Raw genomic sequence first — 25,772 nt, 5'->3', positions numbered from 1 at the left:
GAGAGCGAGATGGGGCGAGATATTGACAGAGAGTTGGAAGAGATAATTATAAAATATAAAATAGACCGATTTCATCCGCGATATTCTAAGAGAAAGGAAGCGCTTAGATATTTAGGGGAATATTTTAGAGATTATGGTAAGGATAGGATGATACTGGTGTCAGCATGTGACACGGATAGTGCTTATATTCAGGAAGACCTTTGCCTGAAGCATGTGGATGTAATAAAGTATAACCAAGTGACCCCAGAAATTCTGAAGGATATAAAAACAACATGTAAAAGAGCTGTAGTTATATCCTACTATAGCAGAAAAGAAATCATTTCTCACCTGGCTTCCTGCGGTATCCAGGCAATAAGCATTTATGATTATCTGGAGACAAGAGGACTGTTTTTAGAGGGAAATTATTATGATATTTTTGGTGAACAATATCATGAGTTCTCTGACGGAAAGGCCACTTATGATTATAAACATATAGATATGAATGCAATATTTTTTTATGATAGAAGAGGCTATGAGGTGTCTGGCGATAAAGCGGTAAAAGAAATGTATCTCACTAAGATGATTTTTGATTGTGTTTATACTAAGAACTTTATGTTAGCAGAACGATATATTCAGGAATATTCTTCAAAGAAATTTCCCTATGAAAAGGAGTATAGCCAGTTCCAGTCAGAGGTACGGCTCTTGCTGGAATCCATACAGCAGAGGCTGTCAAAAAGGCATAAAGAGGACATGATTATCTTTTGGCTAGATGCACTGGAATATGGGGAGGACAAGGATATGCCTTTTCTGAGCTCTATGGCCGGAGTATCCATTGATTTTGAAAATGCCTATACAGTAACCCCATATACGAATCCTACGGCCAGGACACTTTTTGCCGGGGAGCGTACGGTAGATGACAGAGCTTTTAAAAGGAATATAAGTAGTGAAAGCAGTTTTATAAAAAATATACAAAATAAAGGTTATACGTTTAAATTTTATACTTATTTAAAACAGATAGATGAATCTGTTGAGACATGTACTACACAAAATATATATACTCCACTGTCTGAAGTTTGTTGGAATGCCATCAGTGATATGCTGCAGGCACCGTCTAAGATTTGTGCTGTGATCCATGAGTTCCCTCATACACATTCCCCTTATATATCTTTCGGACTGACAGGAGAAGGATACTCCTTTAAAGAAGCAGTAGGAGAGATACTGGATAGTCATGAGGCAGAAGTTCGGGAAGGGCAAATCATAGAATCTAGGAAGTATACAGATGATATATTAGCGTTTTATAATAAACTGCTGCCTGCAAAGGCCTATAAAGTTTTTATGAGCGACCATGGACATACAGTATTTGATAAATACCATACCATATTCAGAGTTGCCCAGAAAGATATAAAACCCCGGAAGATAAAGGGGGTATTTAGCTATATTAATTTTGAGAGGCTTATTTTGCTGCTTTTGGATAAAAAGCAGGATTTTTCTTGTGCTTTAAGTGATTATGCCATAGTTCAAGATGTGGATTATTATAATGAGAAGTATTTAAAGGTTTTGCTATCTATGAAAACCTTTGATTTGTATGGTATGTTTGGGTATCAGGGTATTATAACAGAGAGGGATAGGTATATCCGTTATAATGACGGAAGGGTTGAGTATATGAACAATAGGCCTGGAGGGGGCAGGCTCACCCAGGAGAGGGAGGAACATTTGCGTAATATCTGTCCGCCTTATCCAGAGGATATGATTGAGGAAGAAAAATTTAGATATTCCAGGAATGTTTATCGTACCTTTAAAAATTACTATAGCAGAAACGGTGAGTTTGAGAAGAAAAAACGACAGGCGGTCAGAGAGCTTTTTGATACCGTCCCCCAGGGCAGCATCATAGCCGTCAGAGGCGGCGGGGAACATACGGTACAGTTGTGGTTTACATTGGATTGGCCCCAGAGAGAAAGGATTCATTATATTATAGATGCAAACCGGGAATGTATTGCCTCCAGGCTTGGGGCGGAGGTCATTGCTCCTGAGGATATAGAGAAAAAGGATATTGACACTGTGGTTATCTCATCCCTGGATTTTGAAGAAGCCTGGTATCAGGACTTGAAAAAACAGGGTATAGGCGCGCATATTATCAGACTATATCACTATCTTAGGAACAAGGGGATTATCTGCTCTAAGGCATTTTACTGGGAGGAATTTCTTGCCCGGGACGCCGTGTGGGAAGAATAATAAGGGGGACGGCCAGATGAATTATACAAAAGCACAAATGCTGGAGTATTTAAGGGAGAGCAATTTGGGTATTCACATCCTGCCTCTTTATAGATTAAAGTATTTCGATTATGTAAAAAACAAGAAAGGCGAGGCGGAGAAGGTTATCCGCTATTTAAGAAACTCTAGGCTTATTATAAGATCTTCCTCAAAAGGGGAAGATACAGCGGAGGAGTCGGGTGCAGGGAAGTACCATTCTATATTAAATGTTAAGCCGGAGACAGATGCTTTGGTAAAAGGGATCGATGAGGTCTTTCGCTCTTATGGCAGTACTGACGAAACAGAGGAAGTGTTGATTCAGCCCATGCTGGAGAGAATTATATGCTCAGGGGTTGCCTTCACAGCGGATCTGGAGACTTCTGATGATTATTATATTATAAACTATCAGGAGGGAAGTGACACCCAGGCAGTGACCAGCGGTAAAACGAATTGCTTAAAGACTTTTTATGCCTATAAAAAAGCTGATTTTACATTATTGGAGGATCAAGATCTGGCACAAATTATCCAAACGTGCAGAAAGATAGAGGAAGTGACAAAGCTCCGTGCTCTGGACATAGAATTTGCAGTCACTGCGGACCACAAGGTTTATATTCTCCAGGCCCGGCCTATAGCAAAAGGGAAGAAACAGGAATATAAGCCGATAGATTTACAGGAACCGCTGAAGCGGATCTATAAGAAAATTCAGAAACTATCCAAGCCTCATCCATTCCTGCTGGGTGAGACAACCTGTTTTGGGGTGATGCCGGACTGGAACCCTGCGGAGATTCTCGGAATCAGGCCCAAAAAGCTTTCTATCTCCCTATATAAGGAGTTGGTTACAGACAGTATATGGGCGCACCAGAGGCATAATTATGGGTACAGAGACCTGACAATGCATCCTTTGATGGTTTCCTTCTGTGGCATACCCTATATCGATACAAGGATTACCTTTAACTCTTTCGTGCCAAAGAATCTCAATGAGAAAATTGCGGATAAGCTGGTGAATTACTATCTAAAGAGACTAGAGACATATCCGGCATACCATGATAAGATTGAGTTTGAAATTGTATTCTCATGCTATTATCTGGGGATTAGTGATAAATTAAAAGTACTTCTGGAATATGGTTTTAATGAAAATGAGCTGAAGAGAATTGAATTTTCCCTTTTGGAACTGACTAACCAGATTATCCACCCTGAGACAGGATTATATAAAAAGGATATAGAGAAGATAAAAATTCTGGAAAGAAATTATAATACAATCATAGAGTCAGATATTTCCCTGGTGGATAAGATTTATTGGCTTATAGAGGAATGTAAGACTTATGGTACGCTTCCCTTTGCAGGGGTTGCCAGGGCGGGATTTATTGCAGTACAATTTATGAGGTCTTTTGTGGATGGAGGGATTATTACCAAGACAGAGATGGACAAACTGATGAATTCCATGGAGACTATCAACAGGGAGATGGGCAGAGACTGGCGTATGTATCGGGAGGGGACTCTTTCAAAAGAGGATTTCCTGGTCAAGTACGGGCATATCCGTCCGGGTACATATGATATATTATCTCCCCGCTATGATGAAACTTTTGAAACATATTTTACTTCTGAGGAAAAAACTTTAAAGGGCAGTTTTTTTAGGGGGAGGGACCAATATACGGCAGATAGCGCAGCTAAGAATGAGAGTCCAGAGGAATATCAGCTGCCAAAGGCGGTATTGGATAAGATACAGCTGGAATTGGAGCAGAATGGATTGAATGTCACGGCAAGGGAACTTCTGGCATTTATCAAAGAGGCGATAGAGGGCAGAGAATATTTGAAGTTTGTCTTTACCAAGGCTGTAAGCTATATTCTGAAGCTTGTAAAAGAATTGGGCGTCCGCGCAGGCATAGGGGTGGAGGACATGGCATATTTGGACATATCGGTCATCAAGCAGCTTTATGTAGATTTATATTACGGCGATATTTCTAGTATTTTAAGGGAAAATATAGAAAATAATAGACGGCAGTATGAGTTCGCAAAGAGAATTAAACTTCCCGGGATTATTGTAAAACCAGAAGATGTATACCGATTTTTTACTCTTCAGGAGGAACCTAATTTTGTAACCCAGAAAAGTATTGCAGCAAAAACTGTTGAGCTTTCCAAGGAAAATAGGGATGTAGAAAATAAAATTGTTTTTATCCAGTCAGCGGATCCTGGATACGACTTCCTTTTTACTCAGCATATAGCAGGACTGATTACGCAGTTTGGAGGCGCTAATTCCCATATGGCAATCAGATGCGCGGAGCTGGGGATACCCGCAGTCATCGGGGCAGGCGAGCAGAATTATAACCAGTGGAAATCCTCGGAGTACTTGGAGATAGACTGCTGCAGGCAGCAGGTGCTTAAGATGGATATTTGGGCAGAGGGATAAACGTATGAAGACATTTACAATTTGTTTTACAGGGATCAGCGGCAGTGGAAAAACGACTTTGGCAAGGGCGCTTGTACAAGAATTGGACAGACAGAATTTTAAGGTGCAGATGATCGATGGAGATGACCTCAGGGGGCAGCTTGGGAACCTTTTTGGATATACCAGGGAGGAACGTTTTAAAAATAATCAGGTTGTCCGTGTACTGGCGGGGTATTTGAACCGCAATGACGTCAGTGTGATTCTCACCTTAGTGGCCCCATATGAGGAAATGCGCCGTCAGATGCGAGATGCTTTAGGGGAAGGGTATATTGAAATATATGTTAAGTGCTCGCTAAAAGAATGTGAGAAAAGAGATGTAAAAGGATATTATAAAAGACAGCGGGAAGGGAAAATGCAGAATTTGAACGGGGCAGACGATGTATTTGAGATCCCGCAGAACAGCGAGATTATCATTGATACGGAAAAAGAGACTGTGGAAGAAGGAGTAAGCAAAATCCAACAGTATCTTTGGGAGAAGGGATATGGAATATAAGTATATAACAGAAAATAATTTGGAGAACCGCCAGAATTATATGTACAGCGAGTATAAAGGGCGGGAGTTTCTGGAGGCCTACCAAAAGACCCGCAAACAATATATAGAACAATATATTGATTTTCAGGGCGCATTTGAGCCGGAAAGCGGCGGAGAGGGTTCAAAGACGGAAGAAAAAATCAGGCAGGCCGCTGAAGCGGGGGACATAGGGATGGCCGAAAAGTTTGTTAAAAGCTTTGAAGTCAGGAAAAGATTATATACCCAGTACGACTGGACTACCTGGAAACCCGAAATAGGGGCCCGTTATGACGAAATAGAGCTGTATCTGCTTCTTGGCGAATATATTTCTACCCTTTACAGAGAGACTGGAAGGCTTAAATTCTTGAGCTGCCTGCTAAAGTTAGACGATACAATTCTATCCCAGGAGTCTCTGTTGAGAAATGGGCAGAAAAAAAGGTTCGCCGGACTTCTATATGAGGAATTGGAATTTATAAATAGTCTGGAAGTATGTGTGGGCCTATTAAAGAAGGGGGAGAGGGGAGTATGATTTTAAAGGAAATGGTACTTTTATGCGCGCCGTCTTCCCGGACATTTGCTTATGTCCAGGCTTTGGCAGATGTAGGCGCCCTGCCGCAAATGTGCTATATACTGGCAGAACCCAATGAGGAGTGCAGGGTTCATAAAAAGCATAATGACGAGGAAAACAAATACTTCCGTGTGAATCTGACCCTGACGGAACTTCTGGAAGAATTCGGCCTGCCTTATCAGGTACTTGGCGTCAGGGACGCCAACTCGGATACTGTGTTTGAAGTGCTCAAAAAGGCAGCATGCAGATATATTATCTATTCAGGCTACGGTGGATGTATATTACAGGCAAGGCTTTTTAACATCGGAAAACAATTTATCCACATACATGCAGGCCTGCTCCCTGCTTACAGAGGCAGTACGACGGCATACTACAGTATTTTAAAAGAAAGGTCTCTGGGGGCGACAGGGATTTTTATGAATGATAAAATAGATGAGGGCCAGATTATTATGGAGAAGTCCTTTCCCCTTCCTCAGGGGGATGTAAATATAGATTATGTCTATGAACCCTGGATACGTGCGCAAGTTTTGGCTGCTATAGCAGAAGAATATATCCAAAAAGGAGAAATACAAGGCAGGGATCAGGAAGATGGGGGAGACACCTATTTTATCATTCACCCAGTCCTAAAACATATGGCTCTGCTTATGCTGGAGAAGGATGTATGAGAAAAGTATTATACACACAGAGGGTGGAGATTGTGGAATCCTATCAGGAGAGGAGGGACTGTGGGGATCAGAGAATTCCCGCATTTATCTGGGTATGTGGCTATCTGCCAGTCCCGATTCCCAATATAGGGCGGCAAGCAGAAAAATATTTTGCAGATGAAAAACCGGCGGGGATTTTACTTACAGGAGGAAACAGCCTTGTGAAATATGGAGGCAGCGCCCCTGAAAGAGATGAGACGGACAGATGTCTGCTGGGGACTGCGGTGAGAGAAAATATCCCACTGTATGGATTCTGCCGGGGTATGCAGTCCATCCTGGACTATTTTGGTGTAGAACTTCAGGAAATAGAAGGCCATATTGGGGTCAGGCACACAGTGTCCGGTATTTGGGGAGAGATACATGCCAACAGCTACCATAGTCTGGGGACAAAGGCTGTCAATGATGAATTTACGGCTACAGCGCTGTCCCTGGACGGAGTTGTGGAGGGGATAGAGCACAAAAAGTATGCAATTATAGGTACTATGTGGCATCCTGAGAGGGAGGCCCCCTTCAGGGAAAATGATGTGTTGCGGGTACAGACGTTGTTTAATAAAAGTGAAATCTAACATACTTAAAAAGAAAAGCAAAAGCAGAAGCCGGGAATTAGATACAATGTCCAAATGAAGATTTGGGGAGAAGATTCAGACAAGTGAGGCGATTATAGATGAAAGTAATTATTTTAGCAGCAGGGCAGGGGGCGAGGCTGCGGCCTTTGACAGAGGAGAAACCCAAATGCATGGTTGAGATTCAGGGAAAAAGTATTATTGAAACCATACTTGATAGGATGCAGGAGTGCGGGATACAAAGCAGGGATATCTATATTGTAAGTGGCTATAAGTCCAGGGTGCTGGAAAAATTTTTGGCAGGCAGAGGAGTGAATTTTATCCATAACAGCAGATATGCCTCCACAAATATGGTATGTTCCCTCATGTGTGCAAAAGAAATCATGATGCAGGAAGAAGATATGATTGTATCTTACGGAGACATTATTTACAGTAAGCATATTCTGCAGGAAATTATAAAAGCAGAGGAAGAGCTATCTGTGGTGGTAGACGACGGCTGGCTCAAGTATTGGGAGAAACGGTGTGAAAACCCATTGGATGATGCGGAGTCCCTGCTTCTTGATGGGGAGGACAATCTGCTGGAGATTGGCCAGAAAACAACAGAATTATCCCGTATCCAATCCCAGTATATAGGACTGATGCATTACAGGGGCAAGGGCATAACCCAGGTTTTAAAGCTGTGTGAGGAGGCAGAAGCCAGAAGCAAAAGGGGGGAGCCTCTGTGGCATACCCAGAGAGACTATAGTCATATGTATATGACAGATATGCTGCAGGGCCTTATTGATGAAGGGGAAAAAGTAAAAGCAGTGCATGTAAACCGAGGATGGTATGAGGTGGATTGCATTAAGGATCTGGAAATAGCCAGTGAGGCAGATATATAAAGAAATGATGAAAGGGCATCCCTAATTGGGCGGAATTCATCCGTCCATAGAGGATGCCCTTAGTATTAATATTTGGAATTGTCGTATTCCACGAACCCTTCATCATAATTATAGCTTTCTGGCTGATGGGGAGCCGCGGAAGGGGCAATATTCTGTACTGGCGCTGATGCCTCAGGCATTCCCTTTAATCTGAAACGCCCAACCAGGCTCTTGAGGAGCGTAGACTGGCCAAATAACTCTTCACTTGCCGCCGCACTCTGCTCAGCAGTAGCGGAGTTTGTCTGTACAACGGAAGAAATCTGGTCGACTCCTGTAGTAACCTGAGAAATTCCTTCGGCCTGCATATCAGAAGCATTCGTAATCTTAGCCATATTCTCTGAGATCTTCTGTGCGCTTGTGACGACACTGACCAGTGAACTCTGGGTATCTTCAGCAATCTGATTCCCCTCAGCTACTGCGCTCAGTGAATTTCCGATTAAAACAGTCGTATTCTTTGCGGCTTCCGCACTCTTTGATGCAAGGCTGCGGACCTCATCTGCAACCACTGCAAACCCTTTTCCAGCCTCGCCTGCACGTGCCGCTTCAACTGCGGCATTCAGGGCAAGTATATTTGTCTGGAATGCGATGTCCTCGATTGTCTTAATGATCTTCTCAATCTGGCTGGAGCTTTCATTAATCTTGGTCATGGCTGACATCATTGTTTCCATCTTGTGGTTACTGTTCTCAACTTCTTGGCCTGTCTCCGATATCAGTGCATTGATATCCCGTGAATTCTGCGCTGTCTGGTTCACCTGCTCAGATAACTCGTTGATGGTAGCGGCCAGTTCCTGTACGGAGCTTGCCTGCTCGGTTGCCCCCTGGCTGAGTGCCTGGGCGCCGCTGGATACCTGCTCAGAACCGCTGGCAACCTGCTCAGAAGCCTGGTGGAGCTGGCTTAAAGTGTCATTTAAAGCATCTATAATCTTATTCCCGGATTCCTGGATAGATGCAAATTCGCCGAGATACTCCATATCCATCTCTACTGTCAGATCTCCAGATGCCAGTGAATTCAGCCGGCTGCATATATGCTGTATGTAAGTTGAAAGCGTAGTCAGTACGAAGCGCAAGTTCTCAGCCAGTACACCTAGCTCATCCTTTGAAGTGTAAGTAACTTCCGAATCCATACGTCCATTGGCCATCTCCTTCACAGCGTGCTCTATCTCTGCTATTGGACGGGTTAATCCCTTTGTAATACTGATAACCAGCAGTATTGTAAGAATCAGGCTGACTCCGGCCAGTATGTACAGAACGATAAAACAGACCTGTGTTGTGGACATACCAGAATTATAGAAGGATGTAGCATTCCCTTCAGCTGCGTCAATAATATCTTGGAGAGCATCATTAAAATTATTACATGCCGTAGTATATTCCCCAGTAATGATGGCGATGGCGTTGGCGTCATCCTGGACAGCGATATAATCCAGCGCCCTCTGGCGGGGGTCTGCTGTCTTTGCAGCAGTATCCTTTACAGCCTGTAATAGAGAAGCATCTCCTTCATAAGAATTATTCAGATCCTCGATGGCTGCGCTGAGTGTTTGTGTTGTATCCTCAATATCACCCAGCAGAGACTGGATTTCCGCATCATCCGTTGTCTCATAAGCGCGGTACACATCCAATTGAATCTGTTTGGTAGCAGCCTGTGCCTCCAGAGATGCCTTCACCATTGGGTACGGCACATTGTAAAAATCTTTTAGGCCTCCTGAAACACTTTTCAGGCCTACAGATGCGGCTATCACAGCAATAATATAAAGTCCCATGACAATTCCAAATGCAAGCAGCAATTTACTCCTTACTTTTAAATTCTTAAACACTTCCCTTATCCTCCTCGTAATTTAGTATTTTTCTTGAGATTCTTAAATATTATGGAAATAGCCGTAATATATTTTATACCGTAATTAAAAGAATGTAAATGATTTTTGTGTAAATCTATCCATTAATTTTATACTAACTTAAGTGCGTAATAGGCCCACAATACAGGATGTACAGGCTTGCAGATGCTAAGTTATATATAATAAGGAAATATTTAGATAATAAATAACATAACTTAGGAAAAAATATGGGAGAAAATGTAGTAAAATGTAGAAAATTATAGAAATATGTAAAAACCTCTTTTCAAGTAAGTAGAAAAGTGGCATAATTAATACGATATAACGATATAGATAGGAGTTATGACATGGCGGCAGACTACACAATTTATAATAACTTATATAATTATATGAGCAGTATCTTAAGTCAGATACAGTCGGTATCTGACGGATATAGTCGGCAAGTTTCGGGCGGGCAGAGTTTTTCTGACGTTTTTCGCAGCGCCTCCACTGATCTGGGCGTGCCTGAGAGTATGGATTCAATTTTTGAGGAAGCGGCAAATACCTATGATGTGCCTGTCACATTGCTGAAAGCTGTTGCCAAAGCAGAGTCAGGCTTTGACGCCAATGCGGTGTCAGCAGCTGGGGCCCAGGGGGTTATGCAGCTGATGCCTTCAACCGCACAGTCTCTCGGGGTGACAGACCCCTTTGATGCACGGAGCAATATCATGGGCGGGGCCAAATATATATCGGAAAAGCTAAAGCAATATGACGGTGACATTGAGCTGGCTTTAGCGGCTTATAATGCGGGCAGTGGGAATGTGGAAAAGTATGGGGGAGTTCCTCCTTTCCCTGAGACCCAGAATTATATTGACAAGATTAAGAGCTATATGGGGACAGACCTTACTACAGGGCAGACAGTTGCCAGCAAGACAGAGGACAAGACGGTGACAGAGACAGACCGTTTGTCCAGCGGGGTGTTTTCTGCGGAGGACGCCCTTTATCTGGTTGAACTGATGAAGCTGCAGATGCAGAGCAGGGTGATGGCCGCCAGCCAGTCACTTTTAAGCGACACAGGCAGTGATATCTTGTAGGCTTTGGGAAGTGACAGGTTAGCAGGCTGTACAGAGGGCGCAATATATGTTCCCTGGAATATTTATACGGGCGGCAGAATAAGGTTGTTAAGAAAATACAGAAGGATTGTCTTAGAGGTGGGGAATCCTGATATTTTACAATATTCTTAAAGAAAGAAGTGGTGATAATGATTTTTGGAAATACGATTCCGATGGCAGGCAAGGCACTGGATTATCTTTGGAAAAAGCAGGAGGTGACATCTGACAATATCGCCAATGTGGACACTCCGGGTTACAAAACAAAATCTGTCAGCTTTGAGGAGACGTTCCAGAATAAACTCAAGGCGGCCAGCGGGACGCATGACAATACCCAGATGCGCCAGGCCATTGACAGCTCTACATATCAGATATATGACACCAGCAGTTCTGCCAGGGTGGATGAAAACAATGTGAATCTGGATGTGGAGTATACAGAGCTGACAAGGACGGCGCTGCACTATCAGTATTTGCTCCAGTCAGTGAACAATGACTTTACAAGGTATAGAAGTGCGATTAAGGGACAGTAAGATTAGGAGGGGATTATTATGAATGAGACATTTATTACGCCCATTCAGCCATTGAGTTTTGGTGAAGGAATAGGGGCTGCAGGCAAAGTCAACGAACAGTCAGGAACGTCTGCTTTTAAAGGGATTTTTGACGAGGCGGTCAATAACGTTAAAACGACAGAGGAAGATTTGGTGAACAAGCAGTATCTTTTGGCCACAGGGCAGATAGAGGATGCGCATTCTGTTATGATTGCATCATCCCAGGCCCAACTGGCCGTGGATATGCTTGTTTCTTTGCGGAATAAGGCGCTGGATTCCTATAACGAAATTATGCGTATTAGTCTATAGCCTGTTGGGGCAGTGTATTTTCTGTCTGTAAGAGAACGGCAAATCAAAAAAGAATAAGAGAGTTATGAATAATTATGAAAGAAAAATTTGGTCAATTTAAAGAATTTATTGGGAAGTTAAGCAGCAAAACAAAGAAAATAATTATCGCCGGAGCGGCCGTGCTGATTATTGGGGCTGTTGCAATAGCACTTATTCTGAATAATCAACCTTATGAAGTTTTGTTTTCCGGACTGGGGACAGAAGAGGCGCAGCAGATTGTGGAGAAGCTGCAGGAAGATGGCACAGAATTCCGTTTTAAGGATGATTCTACGATCCTGGTAAAAGAGGATGAGGTAGATCTGGCAAAGGCAAAATTAGTTCAGGAAGGTTATCCTAAGAGCGGTTTTACATACGACACCTTCAAGGACAATGCTGGTATGATGACCACGGATTCTGATAAAAACACCTATAAATTATATGAACTTCAGGATCGTATTGGATCAACAATCCGCCTTTTTGATGGGGTTAAGGATGCGAAAGTAACCATTGCCCTGGGTGAAGAAAGCAAGTATGCACTCAGTGACGACCAGAAAGAAAAGTCAAGCGCATCCGCCGTGGTTACTATGGACGACGGAGGTTCGCCGACAGAAGACCAGGCGGCGGCAATCCAGCGCCTGATTGCAAAGAGCGTACCTGAGATGGAGTTGGAGGATGTGGCTGTTTTTGACGGCAATGGAAACGATGTCTCCACGGATGGGCAGAGCGCAAAAGATGGGTCAGATGCGGAAGAGATCGCCCAGGTAGTTGAGGATCAGATCGATAAAAAGGTTATGAAGGTCCTGGGCCCTATTTACGGGGAGGACAATGTCAAGGTTTCTGCAAGGGCGAAGATAAATATGGAAAAGCTGATCCGGGAAAGTACAAGCTACACTACGCCGGAGAAGATTGATGAGCAGGATAAAACAGGTATTGTAAGTAAGGAAGAGACGTACAATGAATCCTCTGTCTCTGAGGGCAGTACACAGGGAGTGGCCGGGACAGATGCTAATGCTGACACACCTCAGTACAATACCGATGGAACTACGGGAGGATCGGAATCAGCCAGTGAAAGCGCTTCCAGGGAATACTTGGTGGACCAGATTAAGGAGCAGGGCCAGGTAGATCCAGGCGTGCTTGATGACCTGACGGTTTCAGTTGCTATTAACGGAAACGGCTATGGAAGCCTCAGGGAGGCCCAGATCCGTTCCCTGGTCGGCAATGCGGCAGGAATTGCGGCTGCGGACCAGAATGAAAAGATAACAATCGCAAGCGCGCCATTTTACAAGGATAACACAAATAACCAGAATGCAGACCAGACGTCTGCCGATACTACAGGGGTTCCACTGTATGCGGTAATTGCAGGGGCTGCTGCCGCATTGCTTCTGCTTATCTTGGCTGTCATCCTGATAATCAGAAGAAAGCGCAGAAAAGCAGAAGAGCTTGAGGAAGAAACTGAGATACTGGAAGAGGAGACAGATTCTCTCCTTGACTTGAATCAGGAGCTTCAGGAAATTCAGAATGACCGTGGTATGGAACTAAAGAAAAATATCCGGGAATTTGCAGATCAGAATGCAGAAATATCTGCCCAGCTGTTAAAGAGCTGGCTGAATGGAGGCGGTGCAAATGGAGAATAATGTATTAACGCCTGAACAGAAAGCAGCGGCGGTTATTGTATCACTTGGCGCCGACAAGGCGTCCAAAATATATAAACATTTAAGCGAGAGCGATATAGAAAAGCTGACAATTGAAGTGGCTAAGCTGGGGCATATTTCTCCGGAACAGACAGAAGAAGTCTTAGATGAGTTTTACAAGACGTGCCTGACCCAGAAAGTCGTGACAGACGGCGGCATGGAATATGCAAGGGCAGTCCTTGAGAAGGCATTTGGGGAGGCCACGGCCCAGACACTTCTGGAAAAGCTGGCAAAATCGCTGAAAACCAGGCCCTTTGAATTTATCAGAAAAAGCAGTGTGAAAAATCTTTTTTCCTTCCTGCAGCATGAGAGGCCCCAGACAATTGCCCTGGTACTCTCTTATGCAGAGCCAGATCAGGCGGCCACTGTCATCAGTGAGCTCCCGAAGGAAAAGAGGATTAAAGTAGTAGAGTGTGTGGCCAGGATGGAGAGCGCCTCACCCGATGCCATCAAGATCGTAGAGTCCTCCCTAAAGAAGAGGTTCGAGAACATCCTTACAACAGATTACACAACCATCGGCGGTATTGACTACATAGCAGATGTCATGAACCATATGGATAGAGGAAATGAAAAATACATCTTTGATGAGCTGGGCAGAGAGGACGAAGAACTGGCGGACACAATCCGCAAGAAGATGTTTGTATTCGAGGATATTGTATCCATGGACAACAGGTCAATCCAGAGATTTATCAGGGAGTGCGACGTCAAAGACATTGTCTATGCACTCAAGGGATCTGACGACAGCATCAAAGAACTTATTTTTGCTAACGTATCTAAACGTATGGCTGAAAGCATTCAGTCCGACCTCGATATTACAGTTAATGTACGTCTCAGGGATGTGGAAGAAGCTCAGCAGAGAATTGTGGGCGTAATCAGAAGGCTGGAGGAAGCCGGAGAATTAATTATAGTTAAGAGCGGAAAGGATGAAATCATTGCCTAGGATTATGAAGGGGCCGAAGGAAGAAGAGACAATCCGGCCATATGATTTTTTTGCCGGTTTTCAGATAGAGAGCCGGGAGGAAGAGACAGAGGAGGATGCTGAAGAGGAACCAGCGGCCCTCACAGAGGAAGAGATAAGAAAAGAAGCTGAGGCGGATGCCGCCCGGCTTTTGGAGGAAGCCAGGGAACAGGCGCAGTTCCTCCGGGAGGAGGCCTATAGCAAAGGCTATCAGGAAGGCCGGGAGGAAGGCCTGAAGCAGGCATATGAGGAGCAGCGGAAAATTCTGGATAGAGAAATCCGAAATTTACAGAGGAATGCTGCGGATGTGGTCCAAAGTGTTTCTATCGAGAAAGAGAAGATGCTGGAGCAGTATATAGACGACCTGAAGAATATTTCCCTGACTGTTGCCGAGAAGATTATCCAGACAAGTATTTCCTCAAGCGGTGATATTGTAAAGCGTATGATTCTGGCTGCCACAGATAAGCTTACAAAGAAGCAGTGGGCCAAAATATACATTACAAAATGCAACACAGGAATTTCCCTGGATGTGGATTCTGCTTTTCTGGACGCCCTGTCACATCTGTCTGAGAATATTAAGATTATTACCATGGACAATGGCGAGGAGGGAACCTGCATTATAGAACTCCCGGATGAAATTATTGACGCCAGTGTCCAGACTCAGCTTGAGAATATCAAGGATATTTTAAATAACGCCAGAGTATAATTAAGGAGTAATGCCATGTTTTCAAAGCTGCCCGAGCTGATTCAGAAAACTGAGACGGTCAGTTACATAGGAAAAATTGAAAATGTAGTGGGGATGGCTATGGAGTCATCAGGAAACCGTGCAAGTATCGGCGATATTGCTATGATATATAACGAGGAGAAACATAAGCAGATACCTGTGGAAGTAGTGGGGTTCCGTAATGACAAGATGCAGTTGATGGCATATGATAACCTGAATGGTGTTGCGGCAGGCAGCTTTGTGAGGAATACAAAGCGCCGCCTGAAAATTCCGGTAGGCGAATTTCTCAGAGGCCGGATTATTGACGCTACAGGCAAACCCATGGATGATTACGGGGAATTTCCTTCACCCCGCTATTACTATGTGGAAAATAACTATATAAATCCGCTGAAGCGCCCGCCCATTACCGATACGCTTGAATTTGGCATCAAGGCTATAGATGGACTAAATACAGTGGGGAAAGGGCAGCGTATTGGGATTTTTGCGGGGAGCGGCGTGGGTAAGAGTACACTTCTTGGCATGATTGCCAGGAACGTCAAGGCAGATATTAACGTAATTGCCCTGGTAGGAGAGCGTGGACGTGAGGTCCGCGAATTCATTGAGAAGGATTTGGGGCCGGAGGGACTAAAGAGAAGTGTACTTGTGGTAGCGACCTCTGACCAGCCCGCCATGCTGCGCATGAAGTGCCCCCTTGTGGCCACTACTATAGCAGAGTATTTCAAGGATCAGGGAAAGGATGTCCTGTTGATGATGGACTCCCTGACCAGGTTTGCCATGGCCCAGCGTGAAATTGGGCTTGCAATCGGAGAGCCGCCGGTTGCAAGAGGATATACACCATCTATATATGCTGAGTTCCCCAAACTTTTGGAACGAAGCGGGAAGTTTGAGAAGGGTTCTATCACTGGCGTCTATACTGTGCTTGTGGAGGGGGATGACACGAATGAACCCGTTGCAGACACAGTCCGGGGTATTCTGGACGGACATATCGTACTGACCAGGAAGCTGGCCAATGAAAACCATTTTCCGGCAATAGACGTAAACGCCAGTATTTCACGTTTGATGACCAATATAGTAGACGAGGAGCATCGGGAGGTGGCCTCCCGTCTGCGGGACATTTTAAGCGTCTATGCCAAAAATGAGGATTTGATCTCCATAGGAGCCTATAAGGCGGGGACCAATCCAAAGTTAGATTTTGCCATATCAAAGATAGACAAGGTCAATGAATTCTTGATGCAGAAGATAGAAGAAAGTTTTTCAGCGGAAGAAATTTTTGAGATAATGAAAGCGATTCTGCGGTAATAAAGAGAGGGCCTCATAAATGAAAAAGTTCTTTTTCCCATTAGATACAGTGCTCAGCTACAAAGAACAGGTATTAGAGAATTTAAGAGGTGAACATGCCAGAATTATTGCGAAGGTAAGGGCATGTGAAAGAGAGATTGAAGGACTGGAACAGGAACACCAGAGCTGTGCAAAGGCTTTTGAAAAGAGCAAATTTACAGGGATGAAAATAAGTGACATCCATACATATGAGCATTACCTGGAAGCGCTGGGAATTAAAATTAAGAAGAAGCAGGAAGAACTTCTGAAGCTGAATGAGCAGGAAGAAGAAAAAAGAAATGAAGTGGTAGAGGCAAAAAAGGAGACATCTTCTATTGAAAAGCTTAAAGAAAAGAAGTTTAAGGAGTATAATAAAGAAGTCCTGAAACAGGAAGAGCTTTTTATTGAGGAATTTGTTTCCACCCAGAATGCCATGGCAAAATTAAATGGGTAATCCTGCATTGGCAGATTACTATAAATTTATGATACCAGAAGGCACAGGCTTACAAGCAGGAGCCGGCAGGTATCGGGGGCCAGACAAATAGGATCCAGCCCCAAAATAATTTTAGAAGAAAGGAGGTAAAGAAGAGCAATGGGACAGATTAGCTTTAAGGCTATAGATACTAGCTATAAGCCGGCAGACGTGGCCAAAAAGGGCAAAGATACCTCAGATGTGACAGAGGATTTTAAAACGCTGCTGGAAGGGAAAAGGGAAGACAAACAGGATGTCCCAAAGGAACCAGAGGGCCCTGGGAAAGAGACTGGGGAGACATCCGGCGGCAATGCGAAAGATATATCAGATACTGCTGCGGAGAAGGATAAAGAAAGTACTGGAGATATGGCAGGAGCATTGCAAGGTTTGCAGGCAGATCCCGCATTATTGAATATGAATATTGTGAATATTCAGGAGTTCATGGCTGATGTCAGCGCCTTTACAGAGTCTTTGGGGACTCAGGCATCACAGGCAGATGGCGCGGCGGATATCCAGATGGCAGCGCCAGTATCCGAAGCTGCCCAAGAGCTGCAGGCTGCCAGTGAAGGTGCGTCCAACGCAGGATTGGAACAGGGAAACTCATCTCAGTTGGAATTGCCAAAGGCAGGTGAGGAAGTCTTAGCTGCAGAAACAGGGCAGGGACAAAAGACTGTGGCGCAGGACAGCAGTACAAGCAAAGAAACAACAGCAGATACTGGGAGCCGTACTGAGACCTTTACCCAGGCTGTATCTAATCAGGCTGCCCAGGGAGAAAAGAAGGGCAGTGAGAGTTTATCTGATGAAGGCACCATGACAGATGCCAGAAACCAGGAACAGGCAGCAGTCAATACTGGAGGCCAGGCTGCGGCAGTGGCAGAGAGCCATACTGAAGTGAAAACAGAGCCAGCAGCCACAATAAGTGTTCCACAGCCAGAGGAGCTTCCGGAAAAATTGACGGAGCAGATCCTTGCAAAAGCAGTGGATGGCGTAAAAGAGTTTGAGATTCAGATAGAACCCAAAAATCTGGGCAAGATTGCAGTCAAGATTCTCTATGAGGCGGGCCAGACAATCGTGTCTATCCTCTGTTCTGAGAAAAAGACCCTGGATATGCTGGGGAACAATGCAAGAGAAATCGGGCATATGATGGATCAGAATTTGGGCGGGACTACAACAGTTATTGTAGAAAAGCCGGAGACTGACTATCTGCAGCAGGGCAATGGAGAGAATGACCATACTGCCAGAGATTCTGAGCAGGACAGGCAAAAAGAAGAGAGCCAGAAACAAAAAGCAAATGATGCAGAGCAGTTCCTGCAGAAATTGAGGCTTGGCTTGAATTTAGGATGATGAAAAGGAGGTAATGGCCAGATGGCAGGTGTAAGTGAAGTAGATGGATTTGGAAAGAGCCAGGTGTATAACGACCTTCTGTCCACGCAGACCAGCGCAGTCGCGGACAACAGCACCATGACAATGGATGATTTCTGGCAGCTTCTGGCGGCGCAGCTTCAGTACCAGGACATGACAAATCCCATGAGCAACAGTGAGATGATGAGCCAGATGACACAGATGGCTACGATGAATACGATGAATTCTGTATCCAATGCCATCTCAAACTTTGCAGTTGTAACAAATAACCTTTCTCAGGTCACTTTGACCAGCTATTCTACAAGTTTGCTGGGAAGAGAAGTAACAGTGGCAACTCTGGATAACAATGGGGAAGTCATTGGGGAGAAGAAGGGCGTGATTACAGGGATCGACCTTACAGGTTCACAGTCTGTGTACATCGACGGTGCGAAATATAGCTTAAGCCAGATTATGAGTGTGGGTGAAATTCCTAAGAAGGAAGATGAAACAGACAAAGAAGACGGCGGCACCGGGGAAGGTGAGGATAAGGTACCGGAGGAAGATCCTACATAGACCGGGGGCGGCCGGCATAAAGGCGGTGTATAGTTGATGAGTAAGATTAATCAAATTACAAATGCCAGTGCACTGCAGCTTAAGCATGCGGCGGCACAGACAAAAACCAACGTACAGTTTGGGGATTTGCTGCAGAAAGAGCTCAGCAGGCAGCAGAGTGTACAGTTCTCAAAACATGCGGCCCAGAGGGTGCAGGAGCGTGGAATAGAGATGACAGACAATCTTCTTGATAACCTTAACCAGGCAGTCTCAAAAGCCAGGGATAAGGGGGCAAAGGATGTAGTCATCATTGGTGAGAACGGAGCATTTATCGTAAATGTCCCTAACAATGTAGTAGTTACGACAATGTCGGGAAAAGAAATGAGAGACAATATATTCACAAATATAGACAGTGCTGTCCTGATGTAAGCCGGACCATGTATGGAGGTTTCGTATCTGTATGACTTGCAGGTACAAGGACAGACAGGAGACAAACAGGAAAGGAAGTATATAGACAATGGTCAGATCGATGATTGCAGGAGTCGCAGGACTCAAAACACATCAGTCAAAGCTGGATGTAATTGGTAACAATATTGCAAATGTAAATACATGGGGATATAAATCTTCCAGTTTTAATTTTCAGGATTCTATGTATTCTACTTCAATCAATGGCTCAGCAGGAAGTGCCCTGGGAGGAGGGGCCGGCGGCCGTAACGCGTCCCAGGTTGGATATGGAGTAACCACAGGATCCATCATGCCCTCTTATACGACAGGGGCGCCCTCACCGTCATCAGATCCTCTGGACTGCATGATTGACGGTACTGGCTTTTTCCTTGTGGGGAATATGGTCAACGGAAGTTTCCAGGATGTAGAGAGTTCCGGCCTGAATCTCTCAAGAGTAGGTATCTTCAGGGTGGATGGTAACGGATATCTGGTAGATGACCAGCGCAGCTATGTGTATGGCTATGCCCTGGTGGACGGCACGGGCATTCCAGAGAAGCCGGCAACCAAGTCGCAGTATGATATTGCAGGGGCAGAGGTAACGGCTACTAATAACAATGGTACTTGGGACGTGACTATTGGCGGTGTAACAATCCAGTCCAATAATGCAAACCTTGAAGATCAGGTAAATGACTGGATTAAAAGTGTAACTGCGGCTGGCGGCCAGTATGAAGGATATAATATTAGCCTGAATGAATATAATGACGGCGCGAATCCCATGACAGTTGACTTGACCTTTACAGGCAAAACAGCCGGAGTGGATAATAATGCCAACAAGCCGAATGCAGGCAATTGGGGTGCTGCTGCAACCAGTACTGTGGTAAGCTCAGGGTCTGCCCGGGTGCCGGGGGTAGCGGCCCAATATTCAGATGAGTTATCCACAATCCAGATCCCCGTTGATCCGGATACAAACCAGCAGTATAATATCCAGAGTTATAAAATCAATGAGGATGGAACTATTGTAGGTGTGGATGAGCAGAACCGTACAATTGCAATAGGACAGATCGCGCTGGTTACGGTAGAGAATCCCAACGGCCTGGAAAAGACAGACGGATATTACTATACGATTGGCCCTAATGCTGGAACTACAGAGGCAATCAAGCCAAACGGCGGCCCTGCGGGAAGCATCCTGGGAAACTACTTGGAGATGGCAAACGTGGACCTGGCAAACGAGTTCTCCCAGATGATCACCACACAGAGGGGATACCAGGCGAATTCCAAGATTATCACAGTGACAGACCAGATGCTCGAAGAGCTTGTAAATATGAAACGGTAATAAAAAATAGATGTGTTCCGGGATAGAAAATATCCCGGGCACATTTGAAAGTCAGGGGGAGATTGTGGTATGATTATGCTGACAAAATTAAATAATGAAAAGATTGTGTTAAACAGTGCCCAAATTGAGATGGTGGAGTTGATACCAGAGTCAAAAATTGTTATGATGAATGGAAAGTTTTACATCGTAAAAGAGACAGCCGAAGAGATAATAGAGAAAACAATCGAGTACAATGGGAAAATACATTGCTACCGTGAAAATAGATAGTAGATTAAGGTGGTGACGATAAGGTGGATTTGACTAGTATTATTGGTATTGTAGTTGGTATGGTGCTGATCATAACAGTAGGTATAGGCCCGGATAAGCTGATGAACTTCGTAGACATTCCGAGTATTGCCATTACGGTAGGCGGTACATTGGCCTCTGTTGTTGCCAGTTATCCATTTAGTATGCTTAAGACAACCATAAAGCATATGAAGATTTTAGTTCAGGGCAACCGCTATGATGTGGGGGCGCTTATAGACATTTTGGTAGATATGGCACAGCTGGCCAGGAAAAATGGACTGCTGGCCTTGGAAGAAAAGGCCAATGAGATAGATGATATGTTTTTTCGGCAGGGAATTATGCTGATCGTAGACGCCACGGAGCCGGAAGAGGTGAGGAACATGCTGGAGAACGAGCTGGACAGTATGTCCCAGAGGCATGAGGAGGCCTGCGGCCTTTATGAAAAGGCATCATCCTATGCGCCGGCCTTTGGTATGATTGGTACTCTTGTAGGTCTGGTAAACATGCTGAAAGAGATGGACATGGACAGCGGAAGTGCAAGCGGCATAGGGCCGGCCATGGGTACAGCCTTGATTACCACCTTTTACGGGTGTATTCTGGCCAATGTGTTTTTTATGCCCATCGCCAAAAAGCTAAGAATCAGGAATGAGGAGGAACTCCTGTACAAACAGCTGATGATAGAGGGGATTTTGGCAATACAGTCAGGAGATAACCCTAAGTTCCTGAGAGAAAAACTGGCTACATATCTGGCACAGAAAGATAGGGCAAAAATTATAGATTCTGAGGGCGGCGGTGAGCAGACAGCCGCGAAGGGTAAGAAACCGAAGAAAGAAAAAGCGAAGAAGAAATAGGTGATATTGATGAAGAAGAGGAATAAGACCCCAGAGTCAGGCGCCAGTTGGATGGATACTTATGGCGATATGGTGACGCTGCTTTTATGTTTTTTCGTGCTTTTGTATTCTATTTCCAGTGTGGATCAGGCCAAGTGGGAGATGATTGTCAGGAGCTTCAATCCTGATGCTGATAAGGTATCTCAGATAGTAACTACAGATACTTTAGAGGGGGATCAGGATGTTCCGGGAGGGTTTGTGGAAGGCGATGAGATAAATACCTTTGACGAACTCTATGAGAATTTGAAGCAGTCTATTGAAGAGGCACAATTATCTGCCCAGGTAGAATTATTCAAGGGAGACGGTTATACGTTTGTTACATTTCGGGATAATGTGTTCTTTGATGGTGATAGTTCCATTATCAAGGATGAGGGAAAGCAAATCCTGGATCAGTTTGCCAATGCTATTTCCGGCGCCAAGGATTCTATTAAGGAGATACAGGTATTGGGACATACCACCCAGGCAGACCCAGCTGTACAAAATGATGTGGAATCAGACCGTGTCCTGTCGGCAGAGAGAGCGGCGAGAGTAACAGCTTATATCCAAAATAAGAGCCTGGTATCTCCAGAGAAGCTAGTATCAGTAGGATATGGGCAGTTCAGGCCCATTGCCCCCTTTGATACGCCGGAGAACAGGGCCAAGAACCGGAGAGTTGAACTGCTGATTACAAAGTCTGATTCAGTGGAGCACAGCCTGGAAGAATATTATGAGGAAATGAACAAGTAAAAATGTAGTGAAGGTAGGAGTGAAGGATGGCAGATGTACTATCACAAAGCCAGATAGATGCATTACTGAGTTCAATGCAGAATGCAGAAGCAGAAAGTGTGGCGGAGGAGCCGAAAAAGCCAAAACAAAAATACAGGAAGTATGATTTCTACAGTCCTAAGAAATATACCAAGGATAAGCTGAAAATGCTTCACAGTATTTATGATAATTATGCGAGAATTGCGACTTCACAGATTAATGGTTTATTTCGTGTGGCCAGTGAGGTGGAGGTTTTGGGCGTTGAGGAGCAGCGGTACTATGAGTTTGGAAATGCGCTGAATGAGACGGATGTAATTACGCTAGCGAATGTAGAATTACAGGATCATTCTAAGAATCCGCCTATGCTTTTGCATATTGCGCCCACCCTGATGGGTTCTATGATAGACCGTATGCTGGGAGGGACAGGAACGGATTTGACAGTAGACATGTCATATCAATATACAGATATTGAGCTTGCTTTATATGAGAAAATTATTAAATATCTGGTAGGGATTACCACCGATGTATGGGCAGCCTATATTAAGGTTAACACACAGTTTGACCGCGTGGAGGAAAATCCAAGCATGTTTCAGGGCATCAGTGTGGACGAGACAGTAGTGATTATTATGATGAAGATCCAGATGGGCGAAATAGAAGGGGCCATGAACATTTGTATACCGGGAACATTGCTGGGGAATATGTTTGATATTATTGATAAAACAAAGCACCTGGCAGACAAAGGGAACCAGATGCAGGAGAAGGACAGCCGGGAAGAAATTATGGGCAGCATAAAAGAATCCAGGATGGACGTGATGGCTCAGCTTGGAGTTGCCAGGCTGAATCTGGACGATGTGTATAATCTTCACGTAGGGGATGTCATTGACCTGAATAAGACGCAGGATTCACCAGTTGCTCTCCATGTTGCAGGCCAGCCATGGTTTATCGGCCAGCTGGGCGTACATAACAAAAATATAGCGGTGAAGATTGAGGAACGTGTGGAAGCCCCTAAGAATGATATGGCGGTATAATTACCAGATAAATCACAGAGAGTTTATCTGCGTATATAAAATTTAATAATAATGAAAAAAGTGAGGTAAAAAAAATGGCAAAAATATTATTAGTAGATGACGCAGCGTTTATGAGGATGATGCTAAAGACCACCCTGACACAGGCGGGATATACAGATCTGCTGGAAGCAGAGGATGGAGTGCAGGCAGTGGAGACCTATAATGCGGAGAAGCCGGATCTTGTTTTTATGGATATTACCATGCCTAACAAAGATGGACTGGAAACACTCAAAGAGATTAAAGCCAGTGACCCTAATGCCACAATCGTGATGTGTTCTGCAATGGGGCAGGAGGCCATGGTTATGGAATCTATCAAATCAGGGGCAAAGGATTTTATCGTAAAGCCTTTTAAGCCTGAGCGTATTTTATCAACTGTCAAAAAGATTCTGGGTTAATACTGGAGGCGGGATATGTCTTTTTTAAATTCATTTGATATCAGCGCGTCAGGCATGACGGCGCAGAGGCAGAGGCTGGATATTGCAGCCGAGAATATATCTAATATTAATACGACAAGGACGGACAGCGGCGGTGCATATAGAAGGAAGATGGTGGTGCTGGAGGAGAAGCCGTCTACTTCCTTCCGTTCAGAGTTTAACAGCCGGTTGAGTGGGAAAACCTCGGAAAAGGGAGGGGTACAGGTTTCTCAGATCCTGGAGGATCAAAGCGACCTGAATCCGGTATATAACCCTGAGCATCCAGATGCAGATGAGAATGGTTATGTTATGATGCCCAATGTAGACCTTGTGAAAGAGACTGTTGACGGGATGTCTGCGACCAGATCATATGAGGCTAACATTACAGCTTTCAATGCAATTAAACTTATGGCACAGAAGGCACTGGAGATTGGAAAATAGAAATGAGGGGTTAACCCAGAAGGAGAGATAGGATATATGGGTTCTAATTGTTTTAGTACATTGGAAATAGATGCGATAGGCGAAATCCTCAATATCAGCCTTGGAGCATCTGCGACAGCGGTTTCCACAATGCTGAATGCCAGGGTAGACATCACGACACCTATCGTAAATGTTGTAACCAAAGAAGAATTTAAGATGGATAAAGTGGAACCGGCAGTCGGCGTTGAGATTACCTACGTATCAGGCCTGGAGGGCAAGAACGTCATGCTCCTTAAACGGCATGACGTGAAGGTAATCGTAGAGATGCTGATGGGCATGGAGATCGCAGACGAAGAGTTCGAATTAAATGAGATGAATATCAGTGCAGTCTGTGAAGTCATGAACCAGATGATGGGGGCGTCCTCCACTGCATTGTCAGAATTTTTAGGGCGTATGGTCAATATTTCTACTCCTATTTCTTTTGAAGTAAAGAATGAGGAAGAATTTATTGATAAATATTTCGTCGACGGGAACCCTAAAGTAGTAGTAGGGTTTACTTTGAAAATTGATGATAAGCTGGAAAGTGAATTCTACAATGTAATGCCAATAGAGCTGGCCAAGGGATTGGTGAAAGGATTCCTTCCAGATGAGGCCATTGTGGATGTGTCTGGGAATCAGGCAGAAGAAGCGCCTGCGCCTGCCCCGGTACAGGAAGCGGCCAGTGAAAAGAAGGAAGAAGCACCCCAGGGAGGAGGAACACTTTCCCAGGAGGAAATCGAGAGGCTGCTAAATGGAGATATAGGTGGAGACAGTCCGGCGGCGCCTCAGGGCACACAGCCGGCCCAAGCTGCGGCGGAGGCTATGCCTCAGGGCACAGTTCAGCCACAGATGGAAGCAGCAGCGCCCACACAGGCGCCGGCAGGTGCGGCGGCAATGCCAGTCCAACCCGGAGTGGGACAGGATATGTCCATGATGCAGATGCAGATGATGCAGCAGATGATGCAGCAGATGCAGGCCATGCAGCAGGAGCTGGAGGCAAGGAGAAAAGAACCAGATCCCAAGCTGATTAATGTTCAGCCTGCGGCCAGGCCTAATTTAAGCCAGAGCAGGGACATTGTGCTGGAAGGTGAACAGGAAGAGAACATGGAACTGATCATGGGAGTTCCCCTTGAAATTTCAGTAGAAATAGGACGTACCCAGAAATTGGTTAAAGATATATTAGACTTTACAAAGGGGTCTCTTGTGGTTCTCGATAAGCTGGCAGGGGAGCAGGTGGATCTGTTTGTAAATGGACAATGTATTGCAAAAGGCGATGTAGTAGTTGTTGAGGACAACTTTGGTATCAGAATTACAGAGATCATGAAGGTTAATTTTGCCGTATTAGAATAACA

At 44.6% G+C, this 25,772-nt stretch carries 27 protein-coding genes; 26 read left to right on the top strand and 1 reads right to left on the bottom strand.

The window, feature by feature from the left end; all coding sequences use genetic code 11:
* Positions 1-9 precede the first annotated feature (9 nt).
* The 7 genes from EFA47_RS14075 to EFA47_RS14045 all read left to right on the top strand — a co-directional run bounded on the left by EFA47_RS14075 (position 10) and on the right by EFA47_RS14045 (position 7,902).
* Positions 10-2,211: a hypothetical protein gene (locus tag EFA47_RS14075; RefSeq protein WP_122643853.1), complete on the top strand. Its 2,202-nt coding sequence runs from the start codon at positions 10-12 to the stop codon at positions 2,209-2,211.
* A gap of 16 nt (positions 2,212-2,227) precedes the next feature.
* Positions 2,228-4,636 carry a PEP/pyruvate-binding domain-containing protein gene (locus EFA47_RS14070; RefSeq protein ID WP_164690010.1) on the top strand — a complete coding sequence of 803 codons (2,409 nt, stop codon included), beginning with the start codon at positions 2,228-2,230 and terminating at the stop codon, positions 4,634-4,636.
* Between the two features lie 4 nt (positions 4,637-4,640).
* On the top strand, positions 4,641-5,168 hold the full coding sequence (gene cysC, locus EFA47_RS14065) for an adenylyl-sulfate kinase (protein WP_122643851.1): 528 nt from the start codon (positions 4,641-4,643) through the stop codon (positions 5,166-5,168).
* Positions 5,158-5,715, top strand: a complete 558-nt coding sequence (locus EFA47_RS14060; protein WP_122643850.1) for a hypothetical protein — start codon at positions 5,158-5,160, stop codon at positions 5,713-5,715. Before cysC ends, EFA47_RS14060 begins: the two co-directional genes overlap by 11 nt.
* On the top strand, positions 5,712-6,419 hold the full coding sequence (locus EFA47_RS14055; protein WP_164690009.1) for a formyltransferase family protein: 708 nt from the start codon (positions 5,712-5,714) through the stop codon (positions 6,417-6,419). The genes EFA47_RS14060 and EFA47_RS14055 overlap by 4 nt, the downstream gene beginning before the upstream one ends.
* Positions 6,416-7,024, top strand: coding sequence for a gamma-glutamyl-gamma-aminobutyrate hydrolase family protein (locus EFA47_RS14050; RefSeq protein ID WP_122643848.1), 609 nt, complete (start codon positions 6,416-6,418; stop codon positions 7,022-7,024). The genes EFA47_RS14055 and EFA47_RS14050 overlap by 4 nt, the downstream gene beginning before the upstream one ends.
* Before the next feature lie 98 nt (positions 7,025-7,122).
* Positions 7,123-7,902 carry a phosphocholine cytidylyltransferase family protein gene (locus EFA47_RS14045; protein WP_122643847.1) on the top strand — a complete coding sequence of 260 codons (780 nt, stop codon included), beginning with the start codon at positions 7,123-7,125 and terminating at the stop codon, positions 7,900-7,902.
* A gap of 65 nt (positions 7,903-7,967) precedes the next feature.
* On the opposite strand, the gene EFA47_RS14040 is transcribed toward EFA47_RS14045, so the two are convergent.
* A complete protein-coding gene (locus tag EFA47_RS14040; protein WP_122643846.1) occupies positions 7,968-9,752 on the bottom strand; it encodes a methyl-accepting chemotaxis protein in 1,785 nt (594 codons plus the stop codon).
* A 362-nt stretch (positions 9,753-10,114) separates the two neighbouring features.
* Here EFA47_RS14040 and EFA47_RS14035 point away from each other — a divergent pair, with 362 nt between their 5' ends.
* The 19 genes from EFA47_RS14035 to fliN all read left to right on the top strand — a co-directional run bounded on the left by EFA47_RS14035 (position 10,115) and on the right by fliN (position 25,770).
* On the top strand, positions 10,115-10,840 hold the full coding sequence (locus tag EFA47_RS14035) for a lytic transglycosylase domain-containing protein (RefSeq protein ID WP_122643845.1): 726 nt from the start codon (positions 10,115-10,117) through the stop codon (positions 10,838-10,840).
* A 167-nt stretch (positions 10,841-11,007) separates the two neighbouring features.
* On the top strand, positions 11,008-11,385 hold the full coding sequence (flgB, locus tag EFA47_RS14030; protein WP_122643844.1) for a flagellar basal body rod protein FlgB: 378 nt from the start codon (positions 11,008-11,010) through the stop codon (positions 11,383-11,385).
* Positions 11,386-11,403: 18 nt separating this feature from the next.
* On the top strand, positions 11,404-11,712 hold the full coding sequence (locus EFA47_RS14025; protein WP_122643843.1) for a flagellar hook-basal body complex protein FliE: 309 nt from the start codon (positions 11,404-11,406) through the stop codon (positions 11,710-11,712).
* 74 nt (positions 11,713-11,786) lie between these two features.
* Positions 11,787-13,364: a flagellar basal-body MS-ring/collar protein FliF gene (gene fliF, locus EFA47_RS14020; RefSeq protein WP_122643842.1), complete on the top strand. Its 1,578-nt coding sequence runs from the start codon at positions 11,787-11,789 to the stop codon at positions 13,362-13,364.
* Positions 13,354-14,361, top strand: a complete 1,008-nt coding sequence (fliG, locus tag EFA47_RS14015; protein ID WP_122643841.1) for a flagellar motor switch protein FliG — start codon at positions 13,354-13,356, stop codon at positions 14,359-14,361. Before fliF ends, fliG begins: the two co-directional genes overlap by 11 nt.
* Complete coding sequence (locus tag EFA47_RS14010; protein ID WP_235853271.1) at positions 14,345-15,085, top strand: FliH/SctL family protein; 741 nt, start codon at positions 14,345-14,347, stop codon at positions 15,083-15,085. The genes fliG and EFA47_RS14010 overlap by 17 nt, the downstream gene beginning before the upstream one ends.
* Positions 15,086-15,100: 15 nt before the next feature.
* Positions 15,101-16,402, top strand: coding sequence for a flagellar protein export ATPase FliI (fliI, locus tag EFA47_RS14005; RefSeq protein ID WP_122643840.1), 1,302 nt, complete (start codon positions 15,101-15,103; stop codon positions 16,400-16,402).
* Between the two features lie 19 nt (positions 16,403-16,421).
* Complete coding sequence (gene fliJ, locus EFA47_RS14000; protein WP_122643839.1) at positions 16,422-16,874, top strand: flagellar export protein FliJ; 453 nt, start codon at positions 16,422-16,424, stop codon at positions 16,872-16,874.
* 138 nt (positions 16,875-17,012) lie between these two features.
* Positions 17,013-18,236, top strand: coding sequence for a flagellar hook-length control protein FliK (locus tag EFA47_RS13995; protein ID WP_122643838.1), 1,224 nt, complete (start codon positions 17,013-17,015; stop codon positions 18,234-18,236).
* 21 nt (positions 18,237-18,257) lie between these two features.
* Positions 18,258-18,806: a flagellar hook capping FlgD N-terminal domain-containing protein gene (locus EFA47_RS13990; protein ID WP_122643837.1), complete on the top strand. Its 549-nt coding sequence runs from the start codon at positions 18,258-18,260 to the stop codon at positions 18,804-18,806.
* Between the two features lie 36 nt (positions 18,807-18,842).
* Positions 18,843-19,214: a TIGR02530 family flagellar biosynthesis protein gene (locus EFA47_RS13985; protein ID WP_122643836.1), complete on the top strand. Its 372-nt coding sequence runs from the start codon at positions 18,843-18,845 to the stop codon at positions 19,212-19,214.
* 88 nt (positions 19,215-19,302) lie between these two features.
* Complete coding sequence (locus tag EFA47_RS13980) at positions 19,303-20,562, top strand: flagellar hook-basal body complex protein (protein ID WP_122643835.1); 1,260 nt, start codon at positions 19,303-19,305, stop codon at positions 20,560-20,562.
* A gap of 69 nt (positions 20,563-20,631) precedes the next feature.
* Positions 20,632-20,829 carry a flagellar FlbD family protein gene (locus tag EFA47_RS13975; protein ID WP_122643834.1) on the top strand — a complete coding sequence of 66 codons (198 nt, stop codon included), beginning with the start codon at positions 20,632-20,634 and terminating at the stop codon, positions 20,827-20,829.
* A gap of 23 nt (positions 20,830-20,852) precedes the next feature.
* Positions 20,853-21,698, top strand: coding sequence for a motility protein A (locus tag EFA47_RS13970; RefSeq protein ID WP_122643833.1), 846 nt, complete (start codon positions 20,853-20,855; stop codon positions 21,696-21,698).
* Positions 21,699-21,707: 9 nt separating this feature from the next.
* Positions 21,708-22,463 (top strand): OmpA/MotB family protein, encoded by a 756-nt coding sequence (locus EFA47_RS13965; RefSeq protein WP_122643832.1) that lies wholly within the window; start codon positions 21,708-21,710, stop codon positions 22,461-22,463.
* A gap of 26 nt (positions 22,464-22,489) precedes the next feature.
* Entirely contained in the window at positions 22,490-23,509 is a 1,020-nt protein-coding gene (locus EFA47_RS13960; RefSeq protein WP_122643831.1) for a flagellar motor switch protein FliM, read from the top strand.
* Between the two features lie 74 nt (positions 23,510-23,583).
* A complete protein-coding gene (locus tag EFA47_RS13955; protein WP_122643830.1) occupies positions 23,584-23,943 on the top strand; it encodes a response regulator in 360 nt (119 codons plus the stop codon).
* A 15-nt stretch (positions 23,944-23,958) separates the two neighbouring features.
* Positions 23,959-24,402, top strand: coding sequence for a flagellar basal body rod protein FlgC (flgC, locus tag EFA47_RS13950; protein ID WP_122643829.1), 444 nt, complete (start codon positions 23,959-23,961; stop codon positions 24,400-24,402).
* Between the two features lie 36 nt (positions 24,403-24,438).
* Complete coding sequence (fliN, locus tag EFA47_RS13945) at positions 24,439-25,770, top strand: flagellar motor switch protein FliN (protein ID WP_122643828.1); 1,332 nt, start codon at positions 24,439-24,441, stop codon at positions 25,768-25,770.
* Positions 25,771-25,772: the final 2 nt, after the last annotated feature.

It is taken from the genome of Luxibacter massiliensis (genome assembly GCF_900604355.1).
In the GTDB taxonomy this organism is placed as follows: domain Bacteria; phylum Bacillota; class Clostridia; order Lachnospirales; family Lachnospiraceae; genus Luxibacter; species Luxibacter massiliensis.
Note: the sequence above shows the minus strand (reverse complement) of the source record. Positions and strands in the feature narration are given on the sequence as shown.